The organism is Bradyrhizobium sp. NBAIM01, from assembly GCF_020194115.1.
GTDB classification, from domain to species: Bacteria; Pseudomonadota; Alphaproteobacteria; order Rhizobiales; family Xanthobacteraceae; genus Bradyrhizobium; species Bradyrhizobium yuanmingense.
Genome location: NZ_JADYVU010000018.1, coordinates 1 through 25,667 on the forward strand (window position 1 = coordinate 1; position 25,667 = coordinate 25,667).

Consider the following 25,667-nt stretch of genomic DNA (forward strand, 5'->3'; position numbering starts at 1 on the left):
GGCGGGGTCATTCCGTTTTGGATTCCCGGATTTTGTTGCACCCGCGTCACACAGCAGTGCGAACTCTCCTCCCGCGACACCGCAACGTGAGTTGCTATTGCGAATTATTCGCAATAGGGCTTGTCGCAAGTTCAGGAGCTTGGGACGAAGTCGAGGCGAATCGAGACCATCCCGGCCGGTCGCCTCGAACGCGGAGGCCTGGTGACAGAATCGCCGCGACCCGGCAGGGATATCGCGGCGGGTGGGACACATTCGCGTTTGGGGGCGTGCGTTTGGCGTTGAGAAGTCACAGACACCGGTGCTTGCGAACGGCCGCGGCGATTGCCACGGGCGTGCTGGCTTTTCCGGCCGCCGGCCGCGCGGCCGATCTGCCGCTGAAGGAGCCGGCCTTGAGAGCGGTCTATGACTGGACCGGTCTCTATATCGGCGCGCATGCCGGCTACAGCCGCGGCTCGTCGCGCTTCGCGCTGAACGACGGCACCGCACTCGGCGACAGCGGCGTCTTCAGCGGCATGATCGGCGGCGTGCAGGCGGGCTACAATTACCGCCTCAACTCCGGCTGGCTGGTCGGCGTCGAAGGCGATTTTACGTTTCCCAACTACATCACCTCGAACTCGATCGTCTCGTTCCTGGCAACGCCCGCCAACACCGTCACCCAGCAATGGGACTACGCCGCGAGCGTGCGCGGCCGCGTCGGCTACACCAGCGGTCCCTGGCTCATCTATGCCACCGGCGGCTTCGCCTGGATGGGCGAGCGCTATTTCGACGCGCCGGCCTCCGGCGCCGAAATCCCGAAGATCCTGAACACGCGGCCCGGCTGGGTCGCAGGCGCCGGCCTCGAATACGCCTTCGCGCCGCATTGGAGCGCGCGGCTCGAATATCTCTACAGCCGCTTCGACGGCGCCAACGTCGCCTTCTCCACGGGCGCGCAATACACGTCCTCGTCGCTCGACTTCCAGCAGGTCAGGCTCGGCCTCAACCGCAAGGTCGATTGGCCGGGCCTGCCTAGCTATGATCCGAAGAGCTCACTGATCGACACCGAATCGGACCGCTGGGAGATTCACGGCCAGACCACTTATCTTCCGCAAGGCTATCCATCCTTTCCCGCGCTCTATACCGGGCCGAACTCGCTGTCGCCATCGCGGCAGGCCAAAGCGACCTGGAGCAACAGCCTGTTCCTGAACGCGCGGCTGTGGGACGGCGGCGAGGTCTATTACAATCCCGAGCTGCTGCAGGGATTTGGACTGAACGACACGGTCGGTGCGGCCGGATTTCCGAACGGCGAGGCGCAGAAGTCGAACTTCCCCTATCCGCACTACAACACCTCGCGCCTGTTCGTGCGCCAGACGTTTGGATTCGGCGGCGAGCAGGAGGAACTGGCGAGCGGTCAGCTGCAGCTGGGGCAGAAGGTCGCCGTGTCGCGCCTGACGATTCAGGCCGGCAAGTTTCCGGTGATCGACGTGTTCGACGGCAATGCCTACGCCAAGGATACGCGCCGGGACTTCATGAACTGGTCGATCTGGGCGCCCGGCGCCTTCGACTATTCCGCCGACAAGGTCGGTCTCACCTACGGCGTCACCGCCGAGCTCAACCAGAAGCAATGGGCGCTACGCGGCGGCTATTTCCTGATGGTCTCCGAGTCCAACGCCAATCACTTCGACACCAGGGTCGGGGAGCGCGGTCAATATTTGCTCGAGCTCGAGACGCGCTTCTCGCTGTTCGGCCGGCCGGGCAAGCTCAGGACCATCGGCTGGCTCGATAGCGCCAACATGGGCAGCTTCCGCGAGACGCTGGACAATCCCGCGCTCAATCTCGACATCGCGCAGACCCGGCGCGGCCGCCTGAAGTACGGCTACGTGCTCAACCTCGAGCAGGCGATCACCGACGATGTCGGCCTGTTCGGCCGCTGGAGCTGGAACGACGGCAAGACAGAAACGCTGGCCTTCACCGACATTCATCGCAGCCTGTCCGGCGGCGTTTCGATCAAAGGCACGACTTGGGGCCGACCCGACGACGTGATCGGCGTCGGCGGCGCGATCAATGCGATCTCGCAGGATTATCGCGACTTCCTCGCCGCCGGCGGCCTTGGTGTGCTGGTCGGCGACGGCGCGCTGAACTACCGCAAGGAACGTATCCTCGAAACCTATTACGCCTATGCGGTGAACAAGAACATCACCCTCACCACCGACTACCAGCTCATCGTCAACCCCGCCTACAATGCCGACCGCGGACCGATATCGGTGTTTTCGGGGCGGTTGCACGGGGAGTTCTGAGCTGCGGCTCAGAACAGAAGCGTCACACCCGAGACGAACAGCAGCGCCAGCACGATCTTGCGGAACGTGGCCTCGTCGATCCGGCCGAACAGTTTCAGCCCGAGCCACGTTCCGGCGAACAGAAACGGCAGGCCGAGCGCGAACAGCTTCGCGGTGTCTGATGTGAGCGATCCCTTGGCACCGAGCCAGAACGCCGCCATGGCGAATACCACGACAGCGACCGGTTGGAACGTGGCGCGCTGCGCGTCCTTGGGCAGGCCGCGCAAATTGCACCAGATGGTGACGAGGATGCCGGCAAGGCCCGTGAGCCCGCCAAGCAGGCCGTTGACGAAGCCAACCGCCATGTCGGCGGCCGGCGGCATGACGGCCGCGAGTTTGAGCTGCGGCCGGAAGAATGCATAGAGGCTATAGGCGATCAGGATGGCACCGACCGCGATGCGAACACTGTTGGGATCAGCCCAGGTCAGGAGCGACACCCCGGCCGGCACACCGATGATTGCACCGACGATGAAGGGCCACAGCCGGCGCCAGTCGAGGGCGCTGCGCAGCTTCCAGACCGAATAGCCCTGCACCAGAAGGCCGAAGCCGACGATCAGGCTGGCACTCTGAAGCGGTGTCAGCACGTAGAGCCACAACGATGCCGCGACCAGGCCGAAGGCGAAGCCGGAGAGGCCGGCGACGAACGCGCCGGCGAAGGTGGCCAACAGAAAAAGCGGAAGCTCGATTGCGATCCCGTCCATTGCTCGCTCCACGGATAAGCGAGCAGCGCTTGCGTGGGATCACCACTTCACGGGGAGGCTGCGACATCCCCGGGATGCAAGTCTAGGTGAAGCGACCTTCTTGCACAATGACCTTGTTATGCCGCGCGGATCGCATCGAGGAATTTTCCGACCTCGGTCTTGAGCCGGCTGCTTTCGCCCGAGAGCGACCTTGCCGATGCGAGCACGTTGGAGGAGGCCGATCCGGTTTGGCTCGCGCCGCGCTGCACGTCGACGATGCTGGCGGAGACCTGCTGGGTGCCGCGCGCGGCCTGCTGCACGTTGCGGGAAATCTCCCGCGTCGCTGCGCCCTGCTCCTCGACCGCCGCGGCGATTGCGGACGCGATCTCGGACATGCGGGAGATGGTATCGCCGATCGATTTGATGGCGCCGACGGAGTCCTCCGTCGCCGTCTGGATGCCCGAGATCTGCTGGCTGATCTCGCCGGTGGCCTTGGCGGTCTGCTCGGCCAGCGCCTTGACCTCGGACGCGACGACGGCGAAGCCGCGACCGGCCTCGCCGGCGCGCGCCGCCTCGATGGTGGCGTTGAGCGCCAGAAGGTTGGTCTGGCCGGCGATCTGGCTGATGAGCTCGACGACGTCGCCGATCCGCCCCGCAGCCCTGGCGAGCTCGCCGACATGCTCGTTGGTCCGCCCGGCCTGCTGCACGGCCTCGCCGGCGATGCGCGCGGAATCCTGAACCTGACGGCTGATCTCGTCGACCGACGAGGCCATCTCCTCGGCCGCGGCGGCAACGGTCTGCACGTTGGTGGAGGCCTGCTCGGATGCGGCCGCAACAGTCGCCGTGACCTTTTCCGATTGCTCGGCCGTGCTCGTCAGCGTTCCCGCGGAGACTTCCAGCTCCGAGGATGCCGACGAGACGGTGTTGATGACGTCGCCGATCATGGCTTCGAACTCGCGCGCGATCTGATCCATGCGCTGGCTGCGCTTCAGCTTCGCTTCCGCCTCGATCGCGGCCGCCTCGTCGGCGGACTTCTTGGCGAGCAGCGAATCCTTGAAATGCTGGAGCGAGCCGGCGACCTGGCCGATCTCGTCGCTGCGGCCCGTCGCGGGAATCTCGACCTCGTGCTGCCCGGCGGCGAGCGCTCCGATCACGTCGGCGATCCGGCCGAGCGGCGTCACCACGCGCCTGCGCAGCATGATGGTCACGCCACCGAGCGTGCCGAGCAGGGCCAGCACGGCGACGCCGGCGAGCGCGAGCATCGCCAACGCGCCGTCGCGAGCGGCCGAGGCGCGCTCGGCGGCTTCCGCCAGCGCAGCGTCGCGCACGCCGTAGAACATCTGGATGGCCGGCACGATGATCTTCGCCAGCTCGTCGGCGGTGCCGGCGTACTTACCGTCAGTCCGTGCTGCAGGAATCTCCTTGTCCACGGCAACCGCGGCTTTTCCAAAATAGGATTCCGTAGCCGCCTTCAGTGCGGTGGCGATGCGGACGGGATTTTCGAGCTGTTCGAGACCGGCCTCGATGCGCTCGCGATCGACCTCCACGCGCCCCTGCATGCGATCCATCAGCGACAGTTCGGCCGCGGTGAGCGGACGGCGCGCAGTGAGCGCCGGGGACAGCGTGGCCGCGCGGCTGCCGGCCGAAACGCGCAGATCCTGCGCCGTCCGCGCCAGGTTCAACAGCGCCGCAAGCGAGGAATCGGCGTTGATGACCTTCGCCTCGAGCTTGTTCATGACCGGTTCGATGTGGCCGATGACCTCGGCAACGCCGGGGAGGAATCCCTTGGTCGCGGCGCCGTCGCGCGCCGCCAGCGGAACGCTCATCGCGCGATCGGCCGCCGTGGTGACTTCCTTCAGCCGCCGCGCGGCACGGTCAAGATTCTCGGCGATGGCGCCGCCGCCGTCCAGCACCATGACGGCGCGCCTCGCGGCCTCGAAGCCCTCCTCGGCCGTTTTCGCGGCCTTCGCGGCAACTTCGAGCTGCGCCTGCGTTGCAGCGCCTTCCTGGAAGATCGGTCCGATATAGGGAGCGCGAAGGCTGGCGACGTGCTGGTTGGCCAGCAGCGTCGCGCCAAATGCCTCCACCGTCTTGATCGCATCGGAGCGATCGGTGAAGATGCGCGCCTGCGGTATTAGCACCTCGGCGCCGAGGATGACTGCAAACACCGTCACCGTCAGCATCGACAGCGCGAAAAGCTTTCCGATCCGCATCCTCAGGTCCCCGGGTCTATTCTTGCAAGGGCAAAAGCTAGCGGGCGGCCACTAAGGGCTCGTTAAGCAACGATCCGTAGTTCCGCGGGGTGTCAAGTCGTCGCGGACGCCTTTGGGAACGCCGTCGCGCACGGGTTCCCTTTCGGCGACGAATAAGCAGAATCGCCAGCACTTCCGCACTGAATACCTATATCAGTGGCTTGCCGGCAGCCCGGCCACACTTGCTTACCTCCGGAACGTCAATGCTTTCGCTCGAACTCGCCATCGTCGTCGTCCTGATCGTCATCAACGGCCTGCTCTCCATGTCGGAGCTGGCCGTGGTGTCATCGCGCCCAGCGCGGCTGTCGCTGCTCGCGGCCAAGGGCGTGCGCGGCGCCGAGCGGGCGCTGACGCTGGCGGCCGATCCCGGCAAGTTCCTCTCGACGGTGCAGATCGGCATCACGCTGGTCGGTGTGCTCTCCGGCGCGTTCTCGGGCGCGACGCTCGGGCAGCGGCTGACGCAATGGCTGCTCGAGCTCGGCCTGTCCCCAGGTATTGCCGACATCGTCGGCGTCGGCATCGTGGTCACGCTCATCACCTACGGTACCTTGATCGTCGGCGAGCTGGTGCCGAAGCAGGTGGCGCTGCGCGACCCCGAGAGCATCGCGGTGCGGGTCGCGCCGGCGATGCACGCGCTCGCGAAAATATCGCTGCCGCTCGTGTTTCTGCTCGACGTCTCCGGCAAGCTGATCCTCACGCTGCTCGGCCGCGGCGGCAAGGCCGAGGAGAAAGTCTCGGAGGACGAGATCCATCACCTCGTCAGCGAGGCCGAGAGCGCAGGCGTGCTCGAGCCCGGCGAGAAGGAGATGATCGCCGGCGTGATGCGGCTAGGCGACCGGCCGGTCGGCGCGGTCATGACGCCGCGCACCGAGGTCGACGAGATCGACCTGAACGACGATCCCGCCGCCATCCAGGACATCATCGCCAAGAGCCCGCATTCGCGCTTTCCCGTCTCCGACGGCGACCGCGACAAGCCGATCGGCGTGCTGCAGGCCAAGGATTTGCTGATCGCCTATATGAACGAACGCAGCCCGGACCTGCGCGCGCTCGTGCGCGAGGCGCCCGGCATCCCGGTGTCGGCAGATGCGCGCGACGTGCTGACCATCCTGAAAGCGGCCCCGGTTCACGTCGGGCTCGTCTACGACGAATACGGCGCCTTCGAAGGCATGGTGACCGCCGCCGACATCCTCTACTCGATCGTCGGCGCCTTTCATTCCGAGGAGGGACCGCCCGAGCCGGCCTTCATCAGGCGCGACGACGATTCGCTGCTGATCTCCGGCTGGATGCCGGTCGACGAGTTCGGCGAACTGCTCGGCATCGATCTGCCGCCGCATCGCTACAACACGGTCGCAGGCCTCGTGCTGCAACAATTCAACATGCTGCCCAATGTCGGCGATGCCTTCGACTTCGGCGGCTGGCACATCGAGGTGGTCGACCTCGACGGGCGGAGGATCGACAAGATCTTGGCGAGCCGATTGACTGAGGTCGAGACGGGGTAGCAGGTGACGGCGCACCCGCTTTTCCTTCTCCCCTTGTGGGAGAAGGTGGCGCGAAGCGCCGGATGAGGGGTTGTCTCCGCACATTCAATCGAAAATTGGATTCGCGGATAGAACCCCTCACCCGTCTCGCCGCTACGCGGCGAGCCACCCTCTCCCACAAGGGGAGAGGGAAACATCATCACCCGAACCTGACCCCGATCCGCTTTTCCTTGCGCCAGACCACCGTGCAGGTCCGATGCGTGCCGTCGGGCTGGACGAACAGGGTGAAATGATCGGGAATGCCGACGGGGCTGGCGACGTCGAGTGCGGCGCCGGTATCGGAGAGATTGCGGACGGTGCAGTCGATCGCGCCGCCGCCGAACTCGATCGTTCCGGCCTTCAGCACGCGATGTCGGGCCTTGTCGCGTCGCTCGTCCATGGGGCGAATCTACACCCAAAGTTGAACCAGCCGTTAAACCCTACCCTCCGCTCTCGGCAATTTGAGGTCCCTGGCCTACGGCAGCCGCAGCCCGCATCTTACAACGCCGGCTGGAACGTCTCGGCGCGCGCCATCTGCCAGGCGTCGCGGAACCGCGGGTCTTCCGTGCCTTCGAGCAGCTCGCCCGGACGCAGCGCCGGATAGAGCTGCGCGAACGACTTCACCTGGGTCGTCGACGTCCGTTGGCTGAAATGGATCGGCCGCAGCTGCTGCGGATGTTCGAGCCCGGCCGCGGCGATCAGCTCGGTCAGCGAGTGCAGCGTGGCGTGGTGATAATTGTGCACGCGGTCGATCTTGAGCGGCACGTAGAGCGCGCGCGCCCGCGTCGGGTCCTGCGTCGCCACGCCGGTCGGGCAGCGGTCGGTGTGGCAGCTCAACGACTGGATGCAGCCGAGCGAGAACATGAAGCCGCGCGCCGAATTGCACCAATCGGCGCCGATCGCCATGGCGCGCGCCATGTCGAAGGCGGTCGCGATCTTGCCGGAGGCGCCGATCTTGATGCGGTCGCGCGCATTGATGCCGACCAGCGCGTTGTGGACGAAATTGACGCCCTCGCGCATCGGCATCCCCAGATGATCCATGAACTCAAGCGGCGCGGCACCGGTGCCGCCCTCATTGCCGTCGACGACGATGAAATCAGGATAGATTCCGGTCTGCAGCATCGCCTTGCAGATCGCCAGGAACTCCCAGGGATGGCCGATGCAGAGCTTGAAGCCGGCCGGCTTGCCGCCCGAAAGGCGGCGCATCTCGGCGATGAACTGCATCATGCCCACGGGCGTCGAGAAGGCGCGGTGCGAGGCCGGCGAGATGCAGTCCTCGCCCATGGCGACGCCGCGGATCTTGGAGATCTCCTCGGAGACCTTGGCCGCCGGCAGCACGCCGCCATGGCCGGGCTTGGCACCCTGGCTGACCTTGAGCTCGACCATCTTGATCTGGTCGTCGCCGGCGACGCGCGCGAACGCTTCGGGATCGAAGCTGCCGTCGAGATGACGGCAGCCGAAATAGCCCGAGCCGATCTCCCAGATGATGTCGCCGCCCATCTCGCGGTGATAGGGGCTGACGCCGCCCTCGCCGGTGTCGTGGGCGAAACCACCCTTTTTGGCGCCGGCATTCAGCGCGCGCACGGCGTTGGGGCTGAGCGCGCCAAAACTCATCGCCGAGATGTTGAACACCGAGGCCGAATAGGGCTTTGCGCAGTCCGGCCCACCGATCACCACACGGAATTTCTCCGTGGCATGCGCCTTCGGCGAGACCGAGTGATGCATCCACTCATAGCCCTCGCGATAGACGTCCTCCTGTGTGCCGAAAGGACGCTTGTCGAGCTCCATCTTGGCGCGCTGATAGACCACCGCGCGGGTGTCGCGCGAGAACGGCATGCCGTCCTTCTCGCTCTCGAAGAAATATTGCCGCATCTCGGGGCGAATCTCTTCGAGCAGGAAGCGGATATGCGCCGAAATCGGGTAGTTGCGCAGCACCGCGTGGCTCTTCTGCAGAAGATCGCGGACGCCGAGCAGGGTCAGCGCGCCGAAGATCAGGATCGGAATCAGCAGGATGTCGAAGATCTTGCCGTCGGAGATGCCGATGCCGATCAGGAGCGCGGTGACCACCGCGCAGATCGTCAGCACGATGAAGCGCGGCGAGAAGGGCAGCAGCAGGGTTTCCATGATCCCCTCCTCCGCCAGCGGCAGGCGTTTCGGGGATGCATGCGTCTTGTTGTCGTCGGCCACGATTCCGATCCTCTCGCCAGCAGAAGGCGTCACGATACGCCCGCGCCTGTCATACGGATATGACGCCGCCCTTGTTTCAGGCTAGCGAATTCGGCCGAGACAAATCAATCAGCCGGATGGACGGATTTTGCGGTGCAGCAGAGGGAGGAGGCGACAGCCGCCACTGAAACTCAGTTGTCGTCCCGGGCAAGCGTCAGCGCAGACCCGGGATCCATAACCACGGGATTACGTGGTGAAAGAAAGCTGTCACTCCGAGCCGTCGCATAACCACGTCCTGTGGCTATGGGTCCCGGATCGGCGCGCGCTTGGGGCGCGCTTGTCCGGGAGGACGAGTGAGTGTGGCGCGCGATCGCGCCACTTCCTCAGCAAAACTCAGCGCTCGACGAAGGCCTTCTCGATCACGAAATGGCCGGGCTTGTTGCCGCTTCCTTCGACGAAGTCGCGGCTCTCGAACATCTGCTTCAGCTCTTCCAGCATCGCCGGGCTGCCGCACATCATGATGCGATCGGTTGCGATGTCGAGCGGGCCCTGCCCGATGTCGTTGAAGATCTGCTCGGAGCTGATGAGGTCGGTGATGCGACCGCGGTTCTTGAACGGCTCGCGGGTCACGGTCGGATAATAGACGAGCTTGTCCGCGAGCAGCTCGCCGAACAGCTCATCGTCGCGCAGGGTCGCGACCAGCTTCTCGCCATAGGCGAGCTCGGAGACCTGGCGGCAGCCATGCACCAGCACGATGGACTCGAACTGGTCGTAGACCTCGGGGTCCTTGATCAGGCTGGCGAAGGGCGCAAGGCCGGTGCCGGTCGAGAGCAGCATCAGCCGCTTGCCGGGAAGCAGGTTGTCGGTGATCAGCGTGCCGGTCGCCTTGCGGCCGACCAGGATGGTGTCGCCTTCCTTGATCTTCTGCAGGCGCGAGGTCAACGGACCGTCCTGCACCTTGATCGAGAAGAACTCGAGTTCTTCCTCGTGGTTGGCGCTCGCCATGCTGTAGGCCCGCAGCAGCGGCCGGCCATCGACCTCGAGGCCGATCATGGCGAACTGGCCGTTCTGGAACCGGAAGCCGGTATCGCGGGTGGCGCGGAAGCTGAACAGCGTGTCGGTCCAGTGGTGGACGGAAAGAACCTTCTCTCGGTAAAACGCGCTCATGATTTTCGATATTCCGAATAACTGCGGTTTTAGGCCAAAAGCGTTGCCCGGCCCTGAAATCGGGGCGGCACCATTTGCCATGGCGGAGGATTTCGCGTGTGTGATCTACGCCATTGAGACCAATAATCAACCTCGTTTCGGATGCAATTGATGCCGGTCAAACCGGCATTTGCGGCAGAACTGGTCACATCATTAAGGAATCTGCTGCCTGGCGCGCGTGGAGGATAATTTCTTTTCCCTCCCGGCCTTCATTGCAGCACTTAATTTCCGGCGCGCTCGCAAGAATTTCATTAAGAATAGCTCTGATTTTCAGCCGGTTTGGCGCCGATGCCCGCATTTTTGCGGCTTTTGGCGACAGGAATGACGAAACAGCATGGCAAGCGGCGAGCGGATCTTCGTTCAGGCGATCAGGCGGTATTGCGCCGAGAGGGGCATCGCGGTCGATGTCCGCTCCGACGGCTGGCTGATCGCAATGCGCCGGGGGCCGCGGCGCCGTTTCGCCTTCGGCTACGACATCGGCCTCAACAGCGCCATCGCCCATCGCCTCGCCAATGACAAATCGGCCACCGCCGAGGCGCTGACGCTGGCGGAGGTGCCCTGCGTTCCGCATCGGCTGTTCCTCAACCCGAAGCTGGGCGTGCATGTCGCCGGCGCCGATTGGCGCGAGGGGATGCTGGCGCAGCTTGCCCAAAACCCGCAGGGCGTGGTGGTGAAGCCGAACGAGGGGACATCAGGGCGATCGGTGTTCAAGGTGACGACGGAGGCGGAGCTCAACCGGGCGGCCAGCGAGGTCTTTTCGATGAGTACGGGGCTCGTGATCTCGCCCTTTGTCGCGATCGAGGAGGAGGTCCGCGTGGTCCTGCTCGATGACATGCCGCTCGTCGTCTACAGCAAGCAGCGCGGCTCGGATTGGCGGCACAATCTCGATGCCGGCGCAAAGCCGGTGTTGCTGGAGGACGGCGAAGTCCGCGCGGCCTGCGCAAAGCTCGCGATCGATGCCGCGTGCGCCATCAGCATCGTCTTTGCTTCGATCGACGTGGTTCGCGTGAACGGCGAATGGAAGGTGCTCGAGATCAATTCCGGCGTGATGATGGAGGCGCTGGGCAAGCTGCACCCGGAGCTGGTGCAGGCGACGTATGACGCGGCGCTCGACCGGGTGTTTGCGTGACGCTCTGAGCGCCAAGCGCAAGCTGCAACCCCTTCTGCGTGCGGCCGCGTTTTCAGGATGTTCCCGTTGTGAAATGGAAAGCGGCGCTCTAGCCTTCATGCAGCGCACGACGCATGCGGCTTGCACGCTTTCCTTGCGGCGGCTGCATCAATGATCGTCAAGCAACTGAAAAGGGAAACGCCATGAGCGGCAACATCAATCGCCAGATCCTGCTGGTGGAGAAGCCCAGCGGCAAGCTCGGTCCCGAACATTTCAGGATGGTCGAGGGCGCGATGCCGGAGCCGAAGGACGGCGAGGCCTTGCTGCGTGTGCGCTATATCTCGCTCGACGCAGCCAACCGCGCCTGGATGCACGGCGCGACCTATCGTTCCGCCGTCGAAGCCAACAGTGTCATGGCCGGCGGCGCCATCGCCGAGGTCGTCAACTCGAAGGCAGCGGGGCTTGCGCCCGGCGATATCGTATTCGGCGACACCGGCTGGCAGGAATTTGCCGCCGTGCCGGCGAAGCATCTGACCAAGATGCCGAAGCTCGAGCCGATGACGCACCTGCTCAGCGTGTTCGGCATCGCCGGCCTCACCGCTTATTTCGGCCTGCTTGAGATCGGCAAGCCCAAAGAGGGCGAGACGGTCGTGGTCTCCGCAGCCGCAGGCTCGGTCGGCTCGATCGTCGGACAGATCGCCAAGATCAGGGGATGCCGCGTCGTCGGCATCGCCGGCGGCGCCGACAAGTGCAACTGGCTGACCTCCGAGCTCGGCTTCGATGCCGCCGTGGACTACAAGGATGGCGCGGTGTTCAAGGCGCTGCGCGCAGCGGCGCCTGATGGCATCGACGTCTATTTCGACAATGTCGGCGGCGACATCCTCGAAGCCTGCCTGCCGCAGATGAACAATTACGGCCGCATCGCCTGTTGTGGCGCGATCTCGCAATATGACGGCGCGCCTGCCGCACATGGCCCGCGCGGCGTGCCCGGCCTGATCGTGGTGAAGCGGCTGACCATGCAGGGCTTCATCGTGATGGACTACATGAAGGACAGCGAGCGCGCGCTCGCCGATCTCCAGGCTTGGGTGAAATCCGGCAAGCTCAAGGTGCAGGAGGACATTCTCGATGGACTTGAGACCACGCCGAAAGCGCTGATTGGATTGCTCGCAGGCGAGAACCGCGGCAAGCGCATGGTGAGACTGACGACGTAGTCGCGCCCCAATTGCGCCGCCATAATTGACTTGCGGTAGAGGCCGAAGCGGCCAAAGATGCCGCTCGCGAGCTGACCCTCGCGACGATTGCGCTTGCATATTTTTTCAGGATGGTCGGCGTTCCCGATCGGGCAGGAATTCATTCAAATGTTCAAAAGGTTGAAGCATGCATCGACGCGCGCGGCGTTGCTGGCGACAGCACTCCTCGCAACTGCAACAGGAGCGTTCGCGCAGACCGAGGCCCAGAAAAGCACGATCCGGTCCGCATGCCGCTCGGACTTCATGGCGCATTGCTCGAGCGTGACGCCTGGCGGAGTGGAGGCGTATCAATGCCTCGCCAAGAACATGTCGAGCCTGTCGTCGGGCTGCCAGGCTGCGGTTCGCGCGGTCGAACCGGCCGCCGCGCCGAAGACCGAAGCGGCGCCCGCCAAATCTGAACCGGCCAAATCTGAACCGGCCAAGTCTGAACCGGCCAAAACGGAAGCGGCGCCGGCTGCCGCGCCAGCTTCCAAGCCGGGAGCGGCGGCCGCGCCGAAGGCAGCAGCAGCAAAGCAGCCGAGCCCCGCGCAGGTTTCCGCGATCAAGAGCGCCTGCCGCGGCGATTATCCCAAGGTCTGCGCCAGCGTGCCGCCCGGCGGCGCGCCCGCGCTCGAATGCCTGGAGAAGAACAAGGCGAAGGTGTCGGCCGGTTGCGCCAAGGCGGTGAATGCGGCTTTCGGTGGCGGAGCGGCCGCGCCTGCTTCCGCTGCTGCACCGGCCGCAGAGGCGGCGCCTGCCGCGGCTCCGGCCGCCATCGTGCTGCGGCCATTGCTGCCGCGCGAAGAGCTGTTCATCGTGCGGTCAGCTTGCGGCGCCGATATCCGCACGCTCTGCGCCGGCGTGGCGCCCGGCGGCGGCCGGATCATCCAATGCATTTCCAACCGGGCGGCATCGCTCTCGCCGGCCTGCAAGGAGGTGCTCGCGCCTTTCGCGGCGCGATGAGACCGAGCGAGCTTAATTCGTCCGCGGCATGAATTGCGGTGCGTGACGCAAAGGTTTTCGCGTGCTGAGGCGTAAACTAACCGATCCTTGTTTGAAAGGCCGCTACGACCACGACAAGCCCCGGGAGGACAACATGCGTTCATTGCTGCTCGTTGCTTCTGCGCTTCTGGCTTTCGCCGCCACCATGACCTTCGAGACCACCGACGCCAACGCGGTGGTATGCGCGCGCGGCGTCGTTCGCGCCGGCTGCGCCGGCCCGAATGCAGCCGTGGTCGTCCGCAAGCCGGTGCCGGCGGTCCGCTGCACCAGGGTTCTGGTGAACGGGGTCTATGTGAAGCGCTGCGTCTGACGCTCCGGTGGCCAATCCGCCCCGGTTTGGCTATGATTCGCACCTGACAGTTTCGGACGCGCACGAGCGTGTCCGGACACGTGCTTTGGCGTGCCGCGCGCTGGCAATAATTCCGCTGGCGCAGGACACCGGAGCACATTAGTCTACCCCTAGATAGTAAGTATACTGTCAATTAGGGAGGCAGACGTTGCGGATCGCCGTGATTGGCGGGGGGCCCGGTGGGCTCTACTTCGCCTATCTCTGGAAGAAGCGTCACCCCGAGGATCAGGTCGACCTGTTCGAACAGAACCCGGCCGACGCGACCTGGGGCTTTGGCGTCGTGTTCTCCGACCAGGCGCTGGAATTCCTGCGCGCCGACGACCCCGAGACGGTCGATGCGATCGCCCCGCACATGGAGAGCTGGGAGAACATCACGCTGCACCTGCATGGCGACAGCGTCGCCATCGACGGCGTCGGCTTCTCCTCGATCGGCCGGCTGGAGCTGCTCAGATTCCTGCAGCAGCGCGCATTCGCTATCGGCGTCACGCCACGCTTCGACACGCAGATCCAGGCGATCGACCAGCTCAACGGCCACGATCTGATCGTTGCCGCCGACGGGCTGAACTCGCTGGTGCGCCGCGCCTATGAGGGCGATTTCGGCACCTCGCTGTCCTACTCATCCAACAAGTTCGTCTGGTACGGCACCTCGAAACGCTTCGACACGCTGTCGCAGACTTTCGTGAAGACCGAACGCGGCGCCTTCAACGCCCATCACTACCGCTATTCGCCGACCATGAGCACCTTCCTGGTCGAATGCGATTACGCCACCTGGCAGGCCTATGGGTTCGCCTACAAGGACGTCGAGCAGTCCAAGGGCGTCTGCGAGGAGGTGTTCGCCGACACGCTCGGCGGCCATTGCCTCGTCTCCAACAAATCGGTCTGGCGCAATTTTCCCTGGATCTGGAACGAGCACTGGTCGTTCAAGAACATGGTGCTGCTCGGCGACGCCCTGCATTCGGCGCATTTCTCGATCGGCTCGGGCACACGGCTCGCGATCGAGGACGCCATCGCCCTCGTCAAGGCGCTGGAGTCGGATGCGCATCTTGCGACCGCGCTGCATCGCTATCAGGCCGCGCGCAAGCCCATCGTGCAGAAGCTCGTCAACGCGGCGCGCACCAGTGCGTTCTGGTACGAACATTTCGCCGAGCACATGAAGCTTCCCCTGATGGACTTTGCCTACAGCTACATCACCCGCTCGGGCCGCATCGACGATTCCCGGCTGCGTGCGATGTCGCCGGCCTTCATGGCTCGCTACGAGGCGGCCAGGAACGCCGGAGACGGCGCCGAAGACAAGGGCGGAGATGCGGCATGAGCCATGACATCCGTGACCAGGTGCCAGCGGACAGCGATGGCGCGCGCGAGATCGGCTTTGCCGTTCCCGACATCTACAATGCCGGCCGCGTGCTGTTCGACAATCTCGGCAAGGGCCGCGGCGACAAGCTCGCTCTCCTGGGGCCGGCAGGCACGCGCACTTATTCCGAGCTCTGCGCGGAGGCCTGCCGCTGGGGCAACGGTTTCGCCTCGCTTGGCCTTGCGCGCGGCGATCGCGTGCTGTTGTTTCTCGACGACACGCCGGCCTACCCCGCCGCCTTCTTCGGCGCCGTGCGCGCCGGCTTCGTGCCGTTGCTGATCAACACGTTGACGCCGCCGGACTTGTTGCAATTCTACCTCGCCGATTCCGGCGCGACCGTCGCGGTGGCGGATGCGGAATTCGCAGCGCGCTTCAATGCCGAGGCTTGCAGGGAGACCAAGCTGCATACGCTGATCGTCGCCAACGGCGCGGCCGGCGAGCACGCGGCGCCGCGGGCGCTCGCGGCGGCGAGCTGGCTCGCGCAATTTTCTGCTGAGCTGGCGGAAGCGCCGACGCGGCGCGACGAAATGGCGTTCTGGATGTACTCCTCCGGCTCGACCGGACGGCCCAAAGGCATCGTGCACCTGCAGCACGACATGGCCTACACCGATGCCGCCTTTGCGCGGAACGTACTGAAGCTGACGCCTGACGACATCTGCTTCTCGGTGCCGAAGATTTTCTTCGCCTATGGCTTCGGCAATTCCGTCACCTTCCCGTTCTCGGGCGGCGCCGCAACATTGCTGCTGCCGGGCCAGCCGAAGCCGGCAGCGATCTTCGCGGCGATCGAGCAGTACAAGCCGACAATCTTCTTCGGCCTTCCGACGCTGTACACCGCGCTAACCAAGGCCGAGGGCGCGGACAAGACGGACTTCTCGTCGCTGCGCATGGCACTCTCCGCCGCCGAGGTGCTTTCGGCCGAGGTCTTCAACGGCTGGAAGACGCTCACGGGGCTCGAAATCGTCGAAGGCCTCGGCTCGACCGAGGTGCTGCACATCTATCTCTCCAACCGGCCCGAGCAGAAGAAGCTCGGTGCTGCGGGCCTGCGCGTTCCCGGCTACGAGGTCGCGCTGCGCGACAAGGACGGCCGCGACGTCGGCGACAACGAGGAAGGGATTCTGTGGGTCCGCGGTGATTCCAACACGCCGCTGTACTGGAACCGGCCGGACAAATCCGCCGAGACCATCCGCGAGGGCGGCTGGATCTACACCGGTGATCGCTTCGTGCGGGATGCCGACGGTTTCCACTTCTTCCGTGGCCGCGCCGACGATCTCATCAAGATCTCCGGCCAGTGGGTCTACCCGCTCGAGGTCGAGCTGTGCCTCGCCGATCACCCCGACATCCGCGAATGCGCGGTGTTCGCCGCCGAGCTGCCGGACCGTCGCATGACGCTGAAGGCGGTGGTGGTGATGAACAGCCGAGCGGTCGACCAGAGTGAGGCGACGCGCAGGCTGCAGGACTATGTCAAGGCCAGGCTGCTGCCCTACAAATATCCGCGCGAGGTGATCTTCATCGACGAGTTGCCGAAGACGGGGACGGGGAAGATCGATCGGCAGGCGTTGCTGCGGATGTGAGGCGAGGACGGACTTCCGCGCATCGCAATCGTAGGGTGGGCAAAGCGGAGCGTGCCCACCATTCCCCAACAGAAGAGAGATCGTGGGCACGGCGCTTCGCGCCTTTGCCCACCCTACGAGATCGCGCTCCGGGCCGGCCGGGGCGCCCTCACCCAGCCTTCCCAAGATGCTCCAGCGCGTCCTCCGCGCGCAGCGGCACGCGGGAGGCTTCGTTGTTGAGATCGACCAGCTGCGCCAGCAGGCCCATCAGCGCCTTGCGGTCGGCGGGCTTGAGCGGCTCCAGCATCCGGGCCTGGGCGCGCTCGACGGCGGGGATGATCTCGCGCAGGATCGCGGCGCCGGACTTCGTCAAGTACAGGAGCTTGATCCGCTTGTCTTCCGGCGCCGGCTTGCGCTCGATATAGGCCTTGGCCTGGAGACGTTCGATCACGCTGCCGAGCGTGGAGCGGTCGAAAGCGATCACCGCCGACAGCCGCGTCGCGTCGATGCCGGGATGGGTGTGGATCGCGACCAGCGCGGCATATTGCACCGGCGTGAGGTCGAACGCCTTGCACTCCTCCATGAAGATCGAGACGGCGATCTGCTGCATGCGCCGGAACAGATAGCCCGGCGCGGCATAGACCGCGTCGATCGTGATCGGAGGGGGCGGCTTACTCGGCATCGGGCTGCTTCTCCGGCGCGGCATCGGCAAATGCCGGCAGTGCCTTGGCGGCGGCCTCGGCCTGGAGCAGGCGCGGATAGGCGGAGACGTCGACGCCGAAGCGGCGCGCATTGCCGAGCTGCGGCACGAGGCAGAGATCGGCCAGCGTCGGCGCATTGCCGAAGCAGAATGGGCCCTTCTCGTCCTTGATCAGCGTCTCGCAGGCCGACAGGCCCTCGCGGTTGACCCAGGCGGCCCAATCCTGGACCTTCTCCTCGGGCAGGCCGAGCTCACGCAGCCGCGCCAGCACTTTCAGGTTCTGCACCGGATGGGTGTCGCAGGCGATCGCCAGCGCAAACGCCCGCACCTTGGCGCGGCGCAGCGGATCCTTCGGCAACAGCGGCGGATTGGGATGGGTCTCGTCGAGCCATTCGATGATGGCGACCGATTGCGTCAGCACTCCGCCCGCATCGTCCTCCAGCGCCGGCACCAGGCCCTGCGGGTTGATGGCGAGATAGCTGGGGGCGCATTGCTCGCGCTTCCGCAAATGATGCGGCAGATGCTCGGCGCCGAGCCCCTTGAGGTTCAGCGCGATCCGCACGCGATAGGCGGCGCTGGAGCGGAAATAGCCGTGCAGCTTCATTGAGACCTCCCTGCTTTTGTCATTCCGGGGCGACGCGCCAGCGTCGAGCCCGGAATCCATACTCCCGATCGTGGTTATGGATTCCGGGCTCGCCGGGCCACGCGTTGCGCGGCCCTTCGCCCCGGAATGACAACCTTGTATGTCATCCGTCACGTTGACGCTACCTAGATCCTCAGTATACTGTCAATCAACAAACGATCGGGAGCAGCAACCATGGAAGCCGTGACCAAGACGCCGGAACGCGAGGCGTTCTACCGGAAGATCGACGGCGAGAATCTCACCGCGCTGTGGACGGTGATGAGCGACCTGATCACGCCGGAGCCGAAAAGCGCGTGCCGGCCTCACCTCTGGAAGTTCGACGTCATCCGCGACTACATGGTTGAAGCCGGCAAGCTCATCACCGCCAAGGAAGCCGAGCGGCGCGTGCTGGTGCTGGAGAACCCGGGACTGCGCGGGCAATCCAAAATTACGACCTCGCTCTATGCCGGCGTGCAGATGGTGGTGCCCGGCGACGTCGCGCCTGCGCACCGGCATAGCCAGTCGGCGCTGCGCTTCGTGCTCGAAGGCAGGGGCGCCCACACCGCGGTGGACGGCGAGCGCACTGCGATGGAGCCCGGGGACTTCATCATCACGCCGTCGATGACCTGGCACGATCATTCCAACGAGACCGATCAGCCGATGTTCTGGCTCGACGGCCTCGACATTCCACTGGTGCAATTCTTCGACTGCTCCTTTGCCGAAGGCGCGAAGGAAGACCAGCAGAAGATCACCAAGCCCGCGGGCGACAGCTTTGCCCGCTACGGCCACAACCTCTTGCCCGTTGATGTGAAGCGGAGCTCGAAGACTTCGCCGATCTTCAGCTATCCCTATGCCTACACCCGCGAGGCGCTGGAGAAGGCTAGGACGAGCCAGGAATGGGACGCCTGCCACGGCCTCAAGCTGAAGTTCAGCAACCCCGAGACCGGCGATTTCGCGATGCCGACGATTGGCACCTTCATCCAGCTGCTGCCGAAGGGTTTCAACACCGCGCGCTATCGTTCGACCGATGCGACGGTGTTCTGCCCGATCGAGGGTAAGGGTCGGAGCCGCGTCGGCGATACAATGTTCGAATGGGGCCTGCGCGACCTGTTCGTGGTGCCGAGCTGGCATTGGGTGACGCACGAGGCGGATGAGGACGCCGTGCTGTTCAGCTTCTCGGATCGGCCGGTGCAGCAGAAGCTGGATCTGTTCAGGGAAGACCGCGGGAACGCGTGACGGTCGCCGGTCTCGTAGGGTGGGCAAAGGCGCCCTTGCGCCGTGCCCACGTCTTCGCGACTCATGAAGGAATGGTGGGCACGCTTCGCTTTGCCCACCCTACGGCGCCGGTGATCGTATCTAGCGCCAGTGCAACAGCCGCATCTCCAGCCAGCCGATCACCTTCCCCACGACGAGGCCGAACACCGACAGGATCACGACGCCGGCGAGCAACTGATCGGTCTGCATCAGGTTGCCCGCCTGCAGCACGAAGGCGCCGATGCCGTATTGGGCGCCGATCATCTCGGCGCTGACGACCAGCAGCAGCGCGACGGAGGCGGTGATGCGGAAGCCCGCGAGGATCGCCGGCAGCGCGCCCGGCCAGATCACCTTGCGCACGATGGTGGCGAACGGAACGTTGAAGCTCTGCGCCATGCGGATCAGGTTGCGCGGCACGGCATCGACGCCGCTATAGACCGAGATCGCGGTCGAGAAGAATACCCCTAACGCAATGGTCGCGATCTTCGGCTCTTCGCCGATGCCGAGCCAGAGAATGAGCAGCGGCAGCAGCGCGATCTTCGGGATCGGAAACAGCGCCGAGATGAAGGTGATGCCGACGCTGCGCGCGAGACGCGACAGGCCGATGGCGAAACCGACGGCGATGCCGGCCGCCGTTCCCAACAGCCAGCCGACGCCGATCCGCAGCAGCGAGGCCGAAACATGCTGCCAGAGTGCGCCGGAAACGGCCAGCTGATAGATCGCGCGGACAATTGCGGAAGGAGTCGGCAGAAACAGCGCATTGACGAGGCCGGCGCTGCCCGCCGCCTGCCAGATCGCGATCACCAAAGCGAGCGCGATCCAGCCGCCGTACCGGCTCGAGGCAGGCACGAAACCGGCGCCGCGGAAGCGGACGGGCCGCGTAGCTTCGTTCTTGGCCGTGTCCGTTGCCGCGCGGTCAAGCATGCTGGACCTCGCGCTCGGCATCGATCGCCTCGTTGCGGATCAGCGACCAGATCTGGTTCTGCAGCACCAGGAGCTTTTCGCGCGCCGCCACTTCGCCGCGCGTCGCCCGCGCCATCGGCACGGTGACGACCTCGCGGGTGCGGCCAGGACGGCGCGACAGCACCACGATGCGGTCGGCGAGCCGCGCGGCCTCTTCGAGATTGTGGGTGACGTAGACCGCGCCCATGCCGCCATCGGCAAGCAGGCGGATGAAATCCTCCAGCAGCAGCTCGCGAGTCTGCGAATCCAGCGCCGACAGCGGCTCGTCCATCAAGAGGATCGCGGGCCTCACCGCAAGCGCGCGCGAGATGCCGACGCGCTGGCGCATGCCGCCGGAGAGCTGCTTTGGATAGGTCTGGCGAAAATCGGTGAGGCCGGTGCGGCGCAGCGCATCCTCGACCAGCGCGCGGCGCTGCGCGGCCGAGAGCTGGGTGTGCAGCAGCGGGAATTCGACGTTTTCCTCCACCGTCGCCCAGGGCAGCAGCGCGAAGTCCTGGAACACGAAGGTCAGCGGATTGAGACTGTCCGCCGGCGGCGCGCCGCGCAGCTCGGGCGCGCCGGAGGTCGGCTGCAGCAACCCGCCGAGGATCGACAGCAGCGTGCTTTTGCCGCAGCCGGAGGGCCCGACGATCGCTACCACCTCGCCGGCCCCGACGGTGAACGAGACGTCGTCGAGCACAGCGAGATCGCCGAAGCGATGGGAGATGTGGCTGGCGATCAGGTCCATGAGGCGCACCGTTTCTGCTCGGGCTGGTGTGCGCGCTCTTCACCCTTCTCTGGAGGGGGAGGGCATAGGCCGCCTATGGCGGCCGTCCCTGAGAACGCCGAAGCCAAGCTTCGGCTATGTCGTATTGAGCGAAGCGAAATGCGAACCGGGGTGGGGTGACAGTCTATCGGCGCGGATGCTGGCAATTCCTGCCCCCGAACTTCCCGCGAATGGTCGGAGCAAGCGACAGATAGACCACCGCCGTGGCTCACCCCGCCCCGCTCGCTCCGGACGATGCTGCGCATCGCCGGTGCGATCGACCCTCCCCCTCCAGGGGAGGGTGGCAGATCGCCTGCCGCGGGAGTTTGCACAATCAGCATCAATCCACCTTCACGAATTCCTTCGCGATGATCGCTTCCGCATCAAAGCCCTTGTCGACGAAGCCCTGCTCCTGCAGCCATTTGATCTGGTTGTCGACGTTCTTCACGTCGAGCTTGCCGTCGGGATCGATATAGGCGCAGTTGCCGACCACCTGCTCGACCGGCAGGTTGGTGTACTTTGCGATGATCTCCAGCAGCGGCCTGGTCTTGTCGTTGATCGGGGCGACACCGTCCTTCATCGCGGCAAGGATGACGTCGTGATATTCGCGGTCGGCTTTCGCGAGCACGCCGAGGAATTTCGTCACCAGCGCCTTGTTGGCCAACGTCTTCGGCGCGGCGAATACCGCGCCCAGCTGCCACGGCGTCTCGTCACCGACCCAGCCCAGGAATTTCGCGCCGCCCTCGTCCATCAGCTTTCGCGCAGTCGAGATCGGCAGCAACGCGGCATCGACGGTCTCGCCCTTGAGCGCGGCGGCGGCATTCGACAGCGATTGCAGCGGCACGATCTTTACGTCCGCCAGCTTGAAGCCGTATTTGTCGGCGAGCAGGCCGAGCGAATAATGGAAGCTCGATCCGACCTGCGTCATCGCCACACGCTTGCCGGCGAGGTCCTTCGGCGTCTTCAGGCCGCTCGCATAGGCATTGTTGCTGGCGAAATAGCCGATCAGGGGGTAGCCGGGCTTCTCGCGGCTCATGCCGCCGATCACCTTCAGCGTGCCCTTGCCGCCGAGATTGTAGAGCCCGGCGGTGAAGGCGGTGACGCCGAAATCGACGTCGCCCGAGGTGGTGGCGACCGCAATCGGCTGCGCCGCGTCGAAGAACTTCAGCTCGACCTCCAAGCCGGCCTCACGGAAATAGCCCTTGTCCAGCGCGATGAAGACCGGCGCCGACGAGGACAGGCGGAGCACGCCGACCTTGGCTTTTAGCGCATCCTCGGCCCGTGCCGTGCCCATAGCCATGATCGCCATCAGGCCCCCTACCGCGAGCCGCGCAATCCCGATCATCCCGTTTCCTCCGCTTTGTCTTGCAGTGCGTTTACAGGCCTTCGGGCACCGCCTGGTCCCGTCCGATGAAGGCGCCCTGTTGTTTCAACGTTTCCTGCAACTTTTCAATGGGGATTTCGCGTGGAATCCGGTTTCCGGACAGCGCCAGCGCGGCGGCGGAACCGGCGGCTTCACCCATCGCGAAGCAGGCCCCCGAGACCCGCGCCGCCGACTGGCCCTCGTGGGTCATCGAGGCGCAGCGGCCGGCGACCAGGAGATTGTCGACGCCTTCAGGGACCAGCATCCGGTAAGGCAGCTCGTTGTAGCCGCGCGATTCCGGGATCGGCGGGAAGGTGAAGACGACGTCGCCGGGCACATGGGCCTCGATCGGCCAGCCGTTGACGCCGATGGAGTCCGCGAACGAGGCACAGCCGAGCACGTCCTCGCCGCTGAGCTGGTAGCCGCCCTCGATGCGGCGGGTCTCGCGGATGCCGAGCTGTGGCGGCAGATCGACGATGTAGGACTTCTCAAACCCGGGCACCGCGCTGCGCAGGAATTCGTAGGCGGCGAGCGCCTGCTTGCGGCCTTCGATCTCGCCGCGGGTGAGATCGTCGGGCTCGATGCCGTTGATGGCATGGCCGTCCTCGCGCGCCACCTGCGTAAAGTTCACCCGCCATTCGATGCCGGATTTCTGTGGCCGCACGATCGCGCTTCTGCGCGGAAACCTGTGCGTGCCGGCCGCGACGGCCTTTTCCATCAATTGCGGAATGGTGCGCCAGGCCTCGCCGGCCTTGGCGGGATCGATGCCGTTGAGACGGAGCATCATCGAGGGGTAGAGCGGATGGCCATGCTCGTCGCCGATCTCGAACGGCGCGCCGGCCCACACGGCGAGATCGCCGTCGCCGGAGCAGTCGACGAAGATCTCCGCGCGCACCGCCTGCCGGCCAGCCTTGGTCTCGATCAGCATCGCGTCGATGCGGCGCTCATCGGCCGTCACGACGCCGGCGCCGAGGGCGTGGAAGAGCATATTCACCTTATGGCTGGCGAGCAGCTGGTCGGCCGCGATCTTGTAGGCGGCGGTGTCATAGGCCTGGGCAAAAACCTTGCCGAGGATCAGATGCGGCGCGTTGAGGCCGTTCAAGCGATCGATCCGCGCCAGCAGCTCCGAGGCCAGCCCCTGCACCAGCCGCCGGTGCTCGCCATGGACATTGCCGTGCAGGCCGCAGAAATTGGTGACGCCGGCCGCTGTGCCCATGCCGCCGAGAAAGCCGTAACGTTCGATCAGCAGCGTCTTCCGCCCCGCGCGCGCCGCTGCGGCTGCCGCCACGATGCCGGCCGGCCCGCCGCCGAGCACGACGACTTCATATTCGCCATAGAGCGGTACTTTGCGCGCTGGTTCGTCGATCGTCGTGGCCCACATGGCGCGTTCCTTCCCGGAATCTGGTTCGAACTGGATCACGGCTTAGCCGGCGGTCCTCATGCCCGCAAGATCGCGGTTGCTCGCTAACGGTGGACCTGAGACAAGTGCAGGCATGGATTCGATCATCGTCAGATACTGCTTCGCCGCTTCTATCGCTATCGCGATCTCGGCCGTTCCCGCCTCGGCCGTGGAGCAAAACTGCCGCTTCATCCCCGCCAAGCCCGATCGCGAAGCCTGCTACAAACGCCAGGAGGAAGAACTTGCGGCCAAGCGCAAGCCGGCCGCGCCGGCGGCTGAGAGCACGACGCTCGAAACGCTGCGCCAATTGCGACAGGATGACGACGCGGTCTATCGCAGCATCAACAACATCTGCCGCGGCTGCTGACCACGATGGCAGGATCCAAGGACGGACAAGAGGAAGCATAGGGATGCAGATCGATGGAGTTGATGCTCTAAGGAACGCAATCAGTTCTGGATGGGCTCCCGAGTTCGTCTTCTTCTGGGGACACACTCCGAAGGATCACAGGATCGGCAAGCACGTGCTCAGCCAGTGGTGGCCGGCGACCTTCGTCATTGATGGCCAAACCTATAGTACAGCCGAGCACTATATGATGGCCCAGAAGGCTGAACTATTTGGGGATCAGGACACGCTCGCCGCCATCCTTTCTGCGCCCGGTCCTTCGGAAGCGAAGAAGCTCGGTCGGCGAGTCAAGGGCTTCGACGAGGAGCGCTGGATAGTCCATCGCTTCGACGTCGCGGTACGCGGCAATTTGGCGAAGTTTGGCCAGAACCCGGAGCTCGGAGACTGGCTGCTCGCGACCCGTGATGCTGTGCTTGTAGAAGCCAGCCCCGTTGATAGCGTCTGGGGGATCGGTGTTGCCGCAGACGACAAGCGAGCCAGTGACCCGCATAACTGGCCGGGCCTCAACCTGCTGGGTTTTGCGCTGATGAAAGCCCGCCATTCACTGAAATCAGGATCGTCGGCGCCCTAGCTGCCACTACCCCAGTTCGCCGCCCGCTTCTCGGCGAAGGAGGCCAGTCCCTCCGCCGCCTCGGCGCTCTGGCGCTTGAGCGAGTGCAATCGCACGAGCCGGGTGTAAGCGGCATCGTTCACGGCCATGCCGCCGAACGAGCTCTCCAGCGCAAGCCGCTTGGTCTCGGCCATCGCCTCCGGTCCGTTGGCGAGCAGCTGCTCGACCACCTTGGCGCCTGCGGCCTCGAGATCGGCGAGCGGCACCACCTCGTGGACGAGGCCGATGCGGCGGGCGTCTTCGGCGCCGAAGCGCTCGCCGGTCAGCGCGTAGCGGCGGACTTGCCGTACACTAATGGCATCGCAGAGCTGCGGGACGATGATCGCGGCGGTCAGGCCCCAGCGCACCTCGGTGATCGAGAACAGGGCGTTGTCGGCGGCAATCACGACATCGCAAGCCGCGATGACGCCGGTACCGCCCCCGAAACAGCCGCCCTGCACCAGCGCGACGGTGGGGATCGGCAACGTGTTGAGCCGCTGCACGGCTTCGAACGTCGCCCGCGAGGCCGCCTCGTTCGCCTCAGCCGATTGCGGACGCACACTGTTGATCCATTTGAGGTCGGCGCCGGCCTGGAAGTGCTTGCCGTTGCCCCGGAGCACGACGACGCGCAAATTGGGCTTGCTGCCGAGGTCGTCCATGGCCGCGAGCACGCCTGAGATCAGCGCGCCGTCATAGGCATTGTTGACTTCCGGCCGATTCAACGTGACGGTCGCAACCCCGCGTTCATCGAGGCTCCACAGGACGGGGCTGGCAGTCATCGGCGGTCCTCCGGTTGTTTGCCGCGCACTATGGCTGAGCGCGCCTGCCCTGATCCATATCTTTCCGGCGTAGGGCGGCCGCGTCCATCGCATGGCGGCTTGTGTCATGCTGGCTGCGGGCGACACCA

Annotated in this window: 23 protein-coding genes; 11 read left to right on the forward strand and 12 right to left on the reverse strand. The window is 65.1% G+C overall.

Going from position 1 to position 25,667, the window contains the following annotated elements; translation table 11 throughout:
* The first annotated feature begins 302 nt into the window (after positions 1-302).
* Positions 303-2,273 (forward strand): carbohydrate porin, encoded by a 1,971-nt coding sequence (locus tag I6F31_RS32460; RefSeq protein ID WP_225186770.1) that lies wholly within the window; start codon positions 303-305, stop codon positions 2,271-2,273.
* Positions 2,274-2,281: 8 nt separating this feature from the next.
* Here I6F31_RS32460 and I6F31_RS32465 read toward each other — a convergent pair whose 3' ends face one another.
* Both I6F31_RS32465 and I6F31_RS32470 read right to left on the reverse strand, forming a co-directional pair.
* Positions 2,282-3,013, reverse strand: coding sequence for a sulfite exporter TauE/SafE family protein (locus tag I6F31_RS32465; protein ID WP_225148524.1), 732 nt, complete (start codon positions 3,011-3,013; stop codon positions 2,282-2,284).
* Between the two features lie 116 nt (positions 3,014-3,129).
* A complete protein-coding gene (locus I6F31_RS32470; RefSeq protein WP_225148523.1) occupies positions 3,130-5,205 on the reverse strand; it encodes a HAMP domain-containing methyl-accepting chemotaxis protein in 2,076 nt (691 codons plus the stop codon).
* A 242-nt stretch (positions 5,206-5,447) separates the two neighbouring features.
* On the opposite strand from I6F31_RS32470, the gene I6F31_RS32475 reads away from it, so the two are divergent.
* A complete protein-coding gene (locus I6F31_RS32475; protein ID WP_225148522.1) occupies positions 5,448-6,743 on the forward strand; it encodes a hemolysin family protein in 1,296 nt (431 codons plus the stop codon).
* Positions 6,744-6,921: 178 nt separating this feature from the next.
* Here the strand turns inward: I6F31_RS32475 and I6F31_RS32480 are convergent, their stop codons facing one another.
* The 3 genes from I6F31_RS32480 to I6F31_RS32490 all read right to left on the reverse strand — a co-directional run bounded on the left by I6F31_RS32480 (position 6,922) and on the right by I6F31_RS32490 (position 10,094).
* A complete protein-coding gene (locus tag I6F31_RS32480; RefSeq protein WP_036026401.1) occupies positions 6,922-7,161 on the reverse strand; it encodes a PilZ domain-containing protein in 240 nt (79 codons plus the stop codon).
* A gap of 98 nt (positions 7,162-7,259) precedes the next feature.
* Positions 7,260-8,885 (reverse strand): FMN-binding glutamate synthase family protein, encoded by a 1,626-nt coding sequence (locus tag I6F31_RS32485; protein ID WP_036014247.1) that lies wholly within the window; start codon positions 8,883-8,885, stop codon positions 7,260-7,262.
* A 435-nt stretch (positions 8,886-9,320) separates the two neighbouring features.
* The gene (locus tag I6F31_RS32490) at positions 9,321-10,094 is read right to left on the reverse strand and encodes a ferredoxin--NADP reductase (protein WP_225186771.1); all 774 of its coding nucleotides are present in this window, start codon (positions 10,092-10,094) and stop codon (positions 9,321-9,323) included.
* A gap of 373 nt (positions 10,095-10,467) precedes the next feature.
* On the opposite strand from I6F31_RS32490, the gene I6F31_RS32495 reads away from it, so the two are divergent.
* The 6 genes from I6F31_RS32495 (at position 10,468) to I6F31_RS32520 (ending at position 16,743) form a co-directional block, all read left to right on the forward strand.
* Entirely contained in the window at positions 10,468-11,262 is a 795-nt protein-coding gene (locus I6F31_RS32495; RefSeq protein WP_036026399.1) for a RimK-like protein, read from the forward strand.
* A gap of 182 nt (positions 11,263-11,444) precedes the next feature.
* A complete protein-coding gene (locus I6F31_RS32500) occupies positions 11,445-12,452 on the forward strand; it encodes an NADP-dependent oxidoreductase (RefSeq protein ID WP_225186772.1) in 1,008 nt (335 codons plus the stop codon).
* A gap of 147 nt (positions 12,453-12,599) precedes the next feature.
* Positions 12,600-13,433 carry a cysteine rich repeat-containing protein gene (locus tag I6F31_RS32505; RefSeq protein WP_225186773.1) on the forward strand — a complete coding sequence of 278 codons (834 nt, stop codon included), beginning with the start codon at positions 12,600-12,602 and terminating at the stop codon, positions 13,431-13,433.
* A 133-nt stretch (positions 13,434-13,566) separates the two neighbouring features.
* A complete protein-coding gene (locus I6F31_RS32510) occupies positions 13,567-13,782 on the forward strand; it encodes a hypothetical protein (protein ID WP_036026389.1) in 216 nt (71 codons plus the stop codon).
* Positions 13,783-13,969: 187 nt separating this feature from the next.
* The gene (locus I6F31_RS32515; protein WP_192893001.1) at positions 13,970-15,133 is read left to right on the forward strand and encodes an FAD-dependent monooxygenase; all 1,164 of its coding nucleotides are present in this window, start codon (positions 13,970-13,972) and stop codon (positions 15,131-15,133) included.
* Positions 15,130-16,743 (forward strand): benzoate-CoA ligase family protein, encoded by a 1,614-nt coding sequence (locus tag I6F31_RS32520; RefSeq protein ID WP_225186774.1) that lies wholly within the window; start codon positions 15,130-15,132, stop codon positions 16,741-16,743. The genes I6F31_RS32515 and I6F31_RS32520 overlap by 4 nt, the downstream gene beginning before the upstream one ends.
* 148 nt (positions 16,744-16,891) lie before the next feature.
* On the opposite strand, the gene I6F31_RS32525 is transcribed toward I6F31_RS32520, so the two are convergent.
* The gene (locus tag I6F31_RS32525; protein WP_225113689.1) at positions 16,892-17,404 is read right to left on the reverse strand and encodes a MarR family transcriptional regulator; all 513 of its coding nucleotides are present in this window, start codon (positions 17,402-17,404) and stop codon (positions 16,892-16,894) included.
* Complete coding sequence (maiA, locus tag I6F31_RS32530; protein ID WP_225186775.1) at positions 17,394-18,026, reverse strand: maleylacetoacetate isomerase; 633 nt, start codon at positions 18,024-18,026, stop codon at positions 17,394-17,396. The genes I6F31_RS32525 and maiA overlap by 11 nt, the downstream gene beginning before the upstream one ends.
* A 213-nt stretch (positions 18,027-18,239) precedes the next feature.
* Between maiA and gtdA the strand changes: the two genes are divergently transcribed.
* Positions 18,240-19,280 (forward strand): gentisate 1,2-dioxygenase, encoded by a 1,041-nt coding sequence (gtdA, locus tag I6F31_RS32535; protein WP_225186776.1) that lies wholly within the window; start codon positions 18,240-18,242, stop codon positions 19,278-19,280.
* A 120-nt stretch (positions 19,281-19,400) separates the two neighbouring features.
* Here gtdA and I6F31_RS32540 read toward each other — a convergent pair whose 3' ends face one another.
* The 4 genes from I6F31_RS32540 to I6F31_RS32555 all read right to left on the reverse strand — a co-directional run bounded on the left by I6F31_RS32540 (position 19,401) and on the right by I6F31_RS32555 (position 23,750).
* Positions 19,401-20,222 carry an ABC transporter permease gene (locus tag I6F31_RS32540; RefSeq protein WP_225186777.1) on the reverse strand — a complete coding sequence of 274 codons (822 nt, stop codon included), beginning with the start codon at positions 20,220-20,222 and terminating at the stop codon, positions 19,401-19,403.
* A complete protein-coding gene (locus I6F31_RS32545; protein ID WP_225186778.1) occupies positions 20,215-20,988 on the reverse strand; it encodes an ABC transporter ATP-binding protein in 774 nt (257 codons plus the stop codon). Before I6F31_RS32545 ends, I6F31_RS32540 begins: the two co-directional genes overlap by 8 nt.
* Positions 20,989-21,346: 358 nt before the next feature.
* Positions 21,347-22,351, reverse strand: a complete 1,005-nt coding sequence (locus tag I6F31_RS32550; protein ID WP_225186779.1) for an ABC transporter substrate-binding protein — start codon at positions 22,349-22,351, stop codon at positions 21,347-21,349.
* A 31-nt stretch (positions 22,352-22,382) separates the two neighbouring features.
* Entirely contained in the window at positions 22,383-23,750 is a 1,368-nt protein-coding gene (locus I6F31_RS32555; protein WP_225186780.1) for an FAD-dependent oxidoreductase, read from the reverse strand.
* 112 nt (positions 23,751-23,862) lie between these two features.
* On the opposite strand from I6F31_RS32555, the gene I6F31_RS32560 reads away from it, so the two are divergent.
* Both I6F31_RS32560 and I6F31_RS32565 read left to right on the forward strand, forming a co-directional pair.
* Positions 23,863-24,135, forward strand: coding sequence for a hypothetical protein (locus tag I6F31_RS32560; RefSeq protein WP_225186781.1), 273 nt, complete (start codon positions 23,863-23,865; stop codon positions 24,133-24,135).
* A gap of 43 nt (positions 24,136-24,178) precedes the next feature.
* Positions 24,179-24,742, forward strand: coding sequence for an NADAR family protein (locus I6F31_RS32565; protein ID WP_036026370.1), 564 nt, complete (start codon positions 24,179-24,181; stop codon positions 24,740-24,742).
* Here the strand turns inward: I6F31_RS32565 and I6F31_RS32570 are convergent.
* A complete protein-coding gene (locus tag I6F31_RS32570; protein ID WP_225186782.1) occupies positions 24,739-25,539 on the reverse strand; it encodes an enoyl-CoA hydratase-related protein in 801 nt (266 codons plus the stop codon). The two genes, I6F31_RS32565 and I6F31_RS32570, sit on opposite strands and share 4 nt — an antisense overlap.
* Positions 25,540-25,667 lie beyond the last annotated feature (128 nt).

Coding starts and splice junctions, on each gene's coding strand:
- I6F31_RS32465 (WP_225148524.1), bottom strand. CDS start 3,013: ATGGACGGGATCGCAATCGAGCTTCCGCTTTTTCTGTTGGCCACCTTC.
- I6F31_RS32470 (WP_225148523.1), bottom strand. CDS start 5,205: ATGCGGATCGGAAAGCTTTTCGCGCTGTCGATGCTGACGGTGACGGTG.
- I6F31_RS32475 (WP_225148522.1), top strand. CDS start 5,448: ATGCTTTCGCTCGAACTCGCCATCGTCGTCGTCCTGATCGTCATCAAC.
- I6F31_RS32480 (WP_036026401.1), bottom strand. CDS start 7,161: ATGGACGAGCGACGCGACAAGGCCCGACATCGCGTGCTGAAGGCCGGA.
- I6F31_RS32485 (WP_036014247.1), bottom strand. CDS start 8,885: ATGGAAACCCTGCTGCTGCCCTTCTCGCCGCGCTTCATCGTGCTGACG.
- I6F31_RS32490 (WP_225186771.1), bottom strand. CDS start 10,094: ATGAGCGCGTTTTACCGAGAGAAGGTTCTTTCCGTCCACCACTGGACC.
- I6F31_RS32495 (WP_036026399.1), top strand. CDS start 10,468: ATGGCAAGCGGCGAGCGGATCTTCGTTCAGGCGATCAGGCGGTATTGC.
- I6F31_RS32500 (WP_225186772.1), top strand. CDS start 11,445: ATGAGCGGCAACATCAATCGCCAGATCCTGCTGGTGGAGAAGCCCAGC.
- I6F31_RS32505 (WP_225186773.1), top strand. CDS start 12,600: ATGTTCAAAAGGTTGAAGCATGCATCGACGCGCGCGGCGTTGCTGGCG.
- I6F31_RS32510 (WP_036026389.1), top strand. CDS start 13,567: ATGCGTTCATTGCTGCTCGTTGCTTCTGCGCTTCTGGCTTTCGCCGCC.
- I6F31_RS32520 (WP_225186774.1), top strand. CDS start 15,130: ATGAGCCATGACATCCGTGACCAGGTGCCAGCGGACAGCGATGGCGCG.
- I6F31_RS32525 (WP_225113689.1), bottom strand. CDS start 17,404: ATGCCGAGTAAGCCGCCCCCTCCGATCACGATCGACGCGGTCTATGCC.
- maiA (WP_225186775.1), bottom strand. CDS start 18,026: ATGAAGCTGCACGGCTATTTCCGCTCCAGCGCCGCCTATCGCGTGCGG.
- gtdA (WP_225186776.1), top strand. CDS start 18,240: ATGGAAGCCGTGACCAAGACGCCGGAACGCGAGGCGTTCTACCGGAAG.
- I6F31_RS32540 (WP_225186777.1), bottom strand. CDS start 20,222: ATGCTTGACCGCGCGGCAACGGACACGGCCAAGAACGAAGCTACGCGG.
- I6F31_RS32545 (WP_225186778.1), bottom strand. CDS start 20,988: ATGGACCTGATCGCCAGCCACATCTCCCATCGCTTCGGCGATCTCGCT.
- I6F31_RS32550 (WP_225186779.1), bottom strand. CDS start 22,351: ATGATCGGGATTGCGCGGCTCGCGGTAGGGGGCCTGATGGCGATCATG.
- I6F31_RS32555 (WP_225186780.1), bottom strand. CDS start 23,750: ATGTGGGCCACGACGATCGACGAACCAGCGCGCAAAGTACCGCTCTAT.
- I6F31_RS32560 (WP_225186781.1), top strand. CDS start 23,863: ATGGATTCGATCATCGTCAGATACTGCTTCGCCGCTTCTATCGCTATC.
- I6F31_RS32565 (WP_036026370.1), top strand. CDS start 24,179: ATGCAGATCGATGGAGTTGATGCTCTAAGGAACGCAATCAGTTCTGGA.
- I6F31_RS32570 (WP_225186782.1), bottom strand. CDS start 25,539: ATGACTGCCAGCCCCGTCCTGTGGAGCCTCGATGAACGCGGGGTTGCG.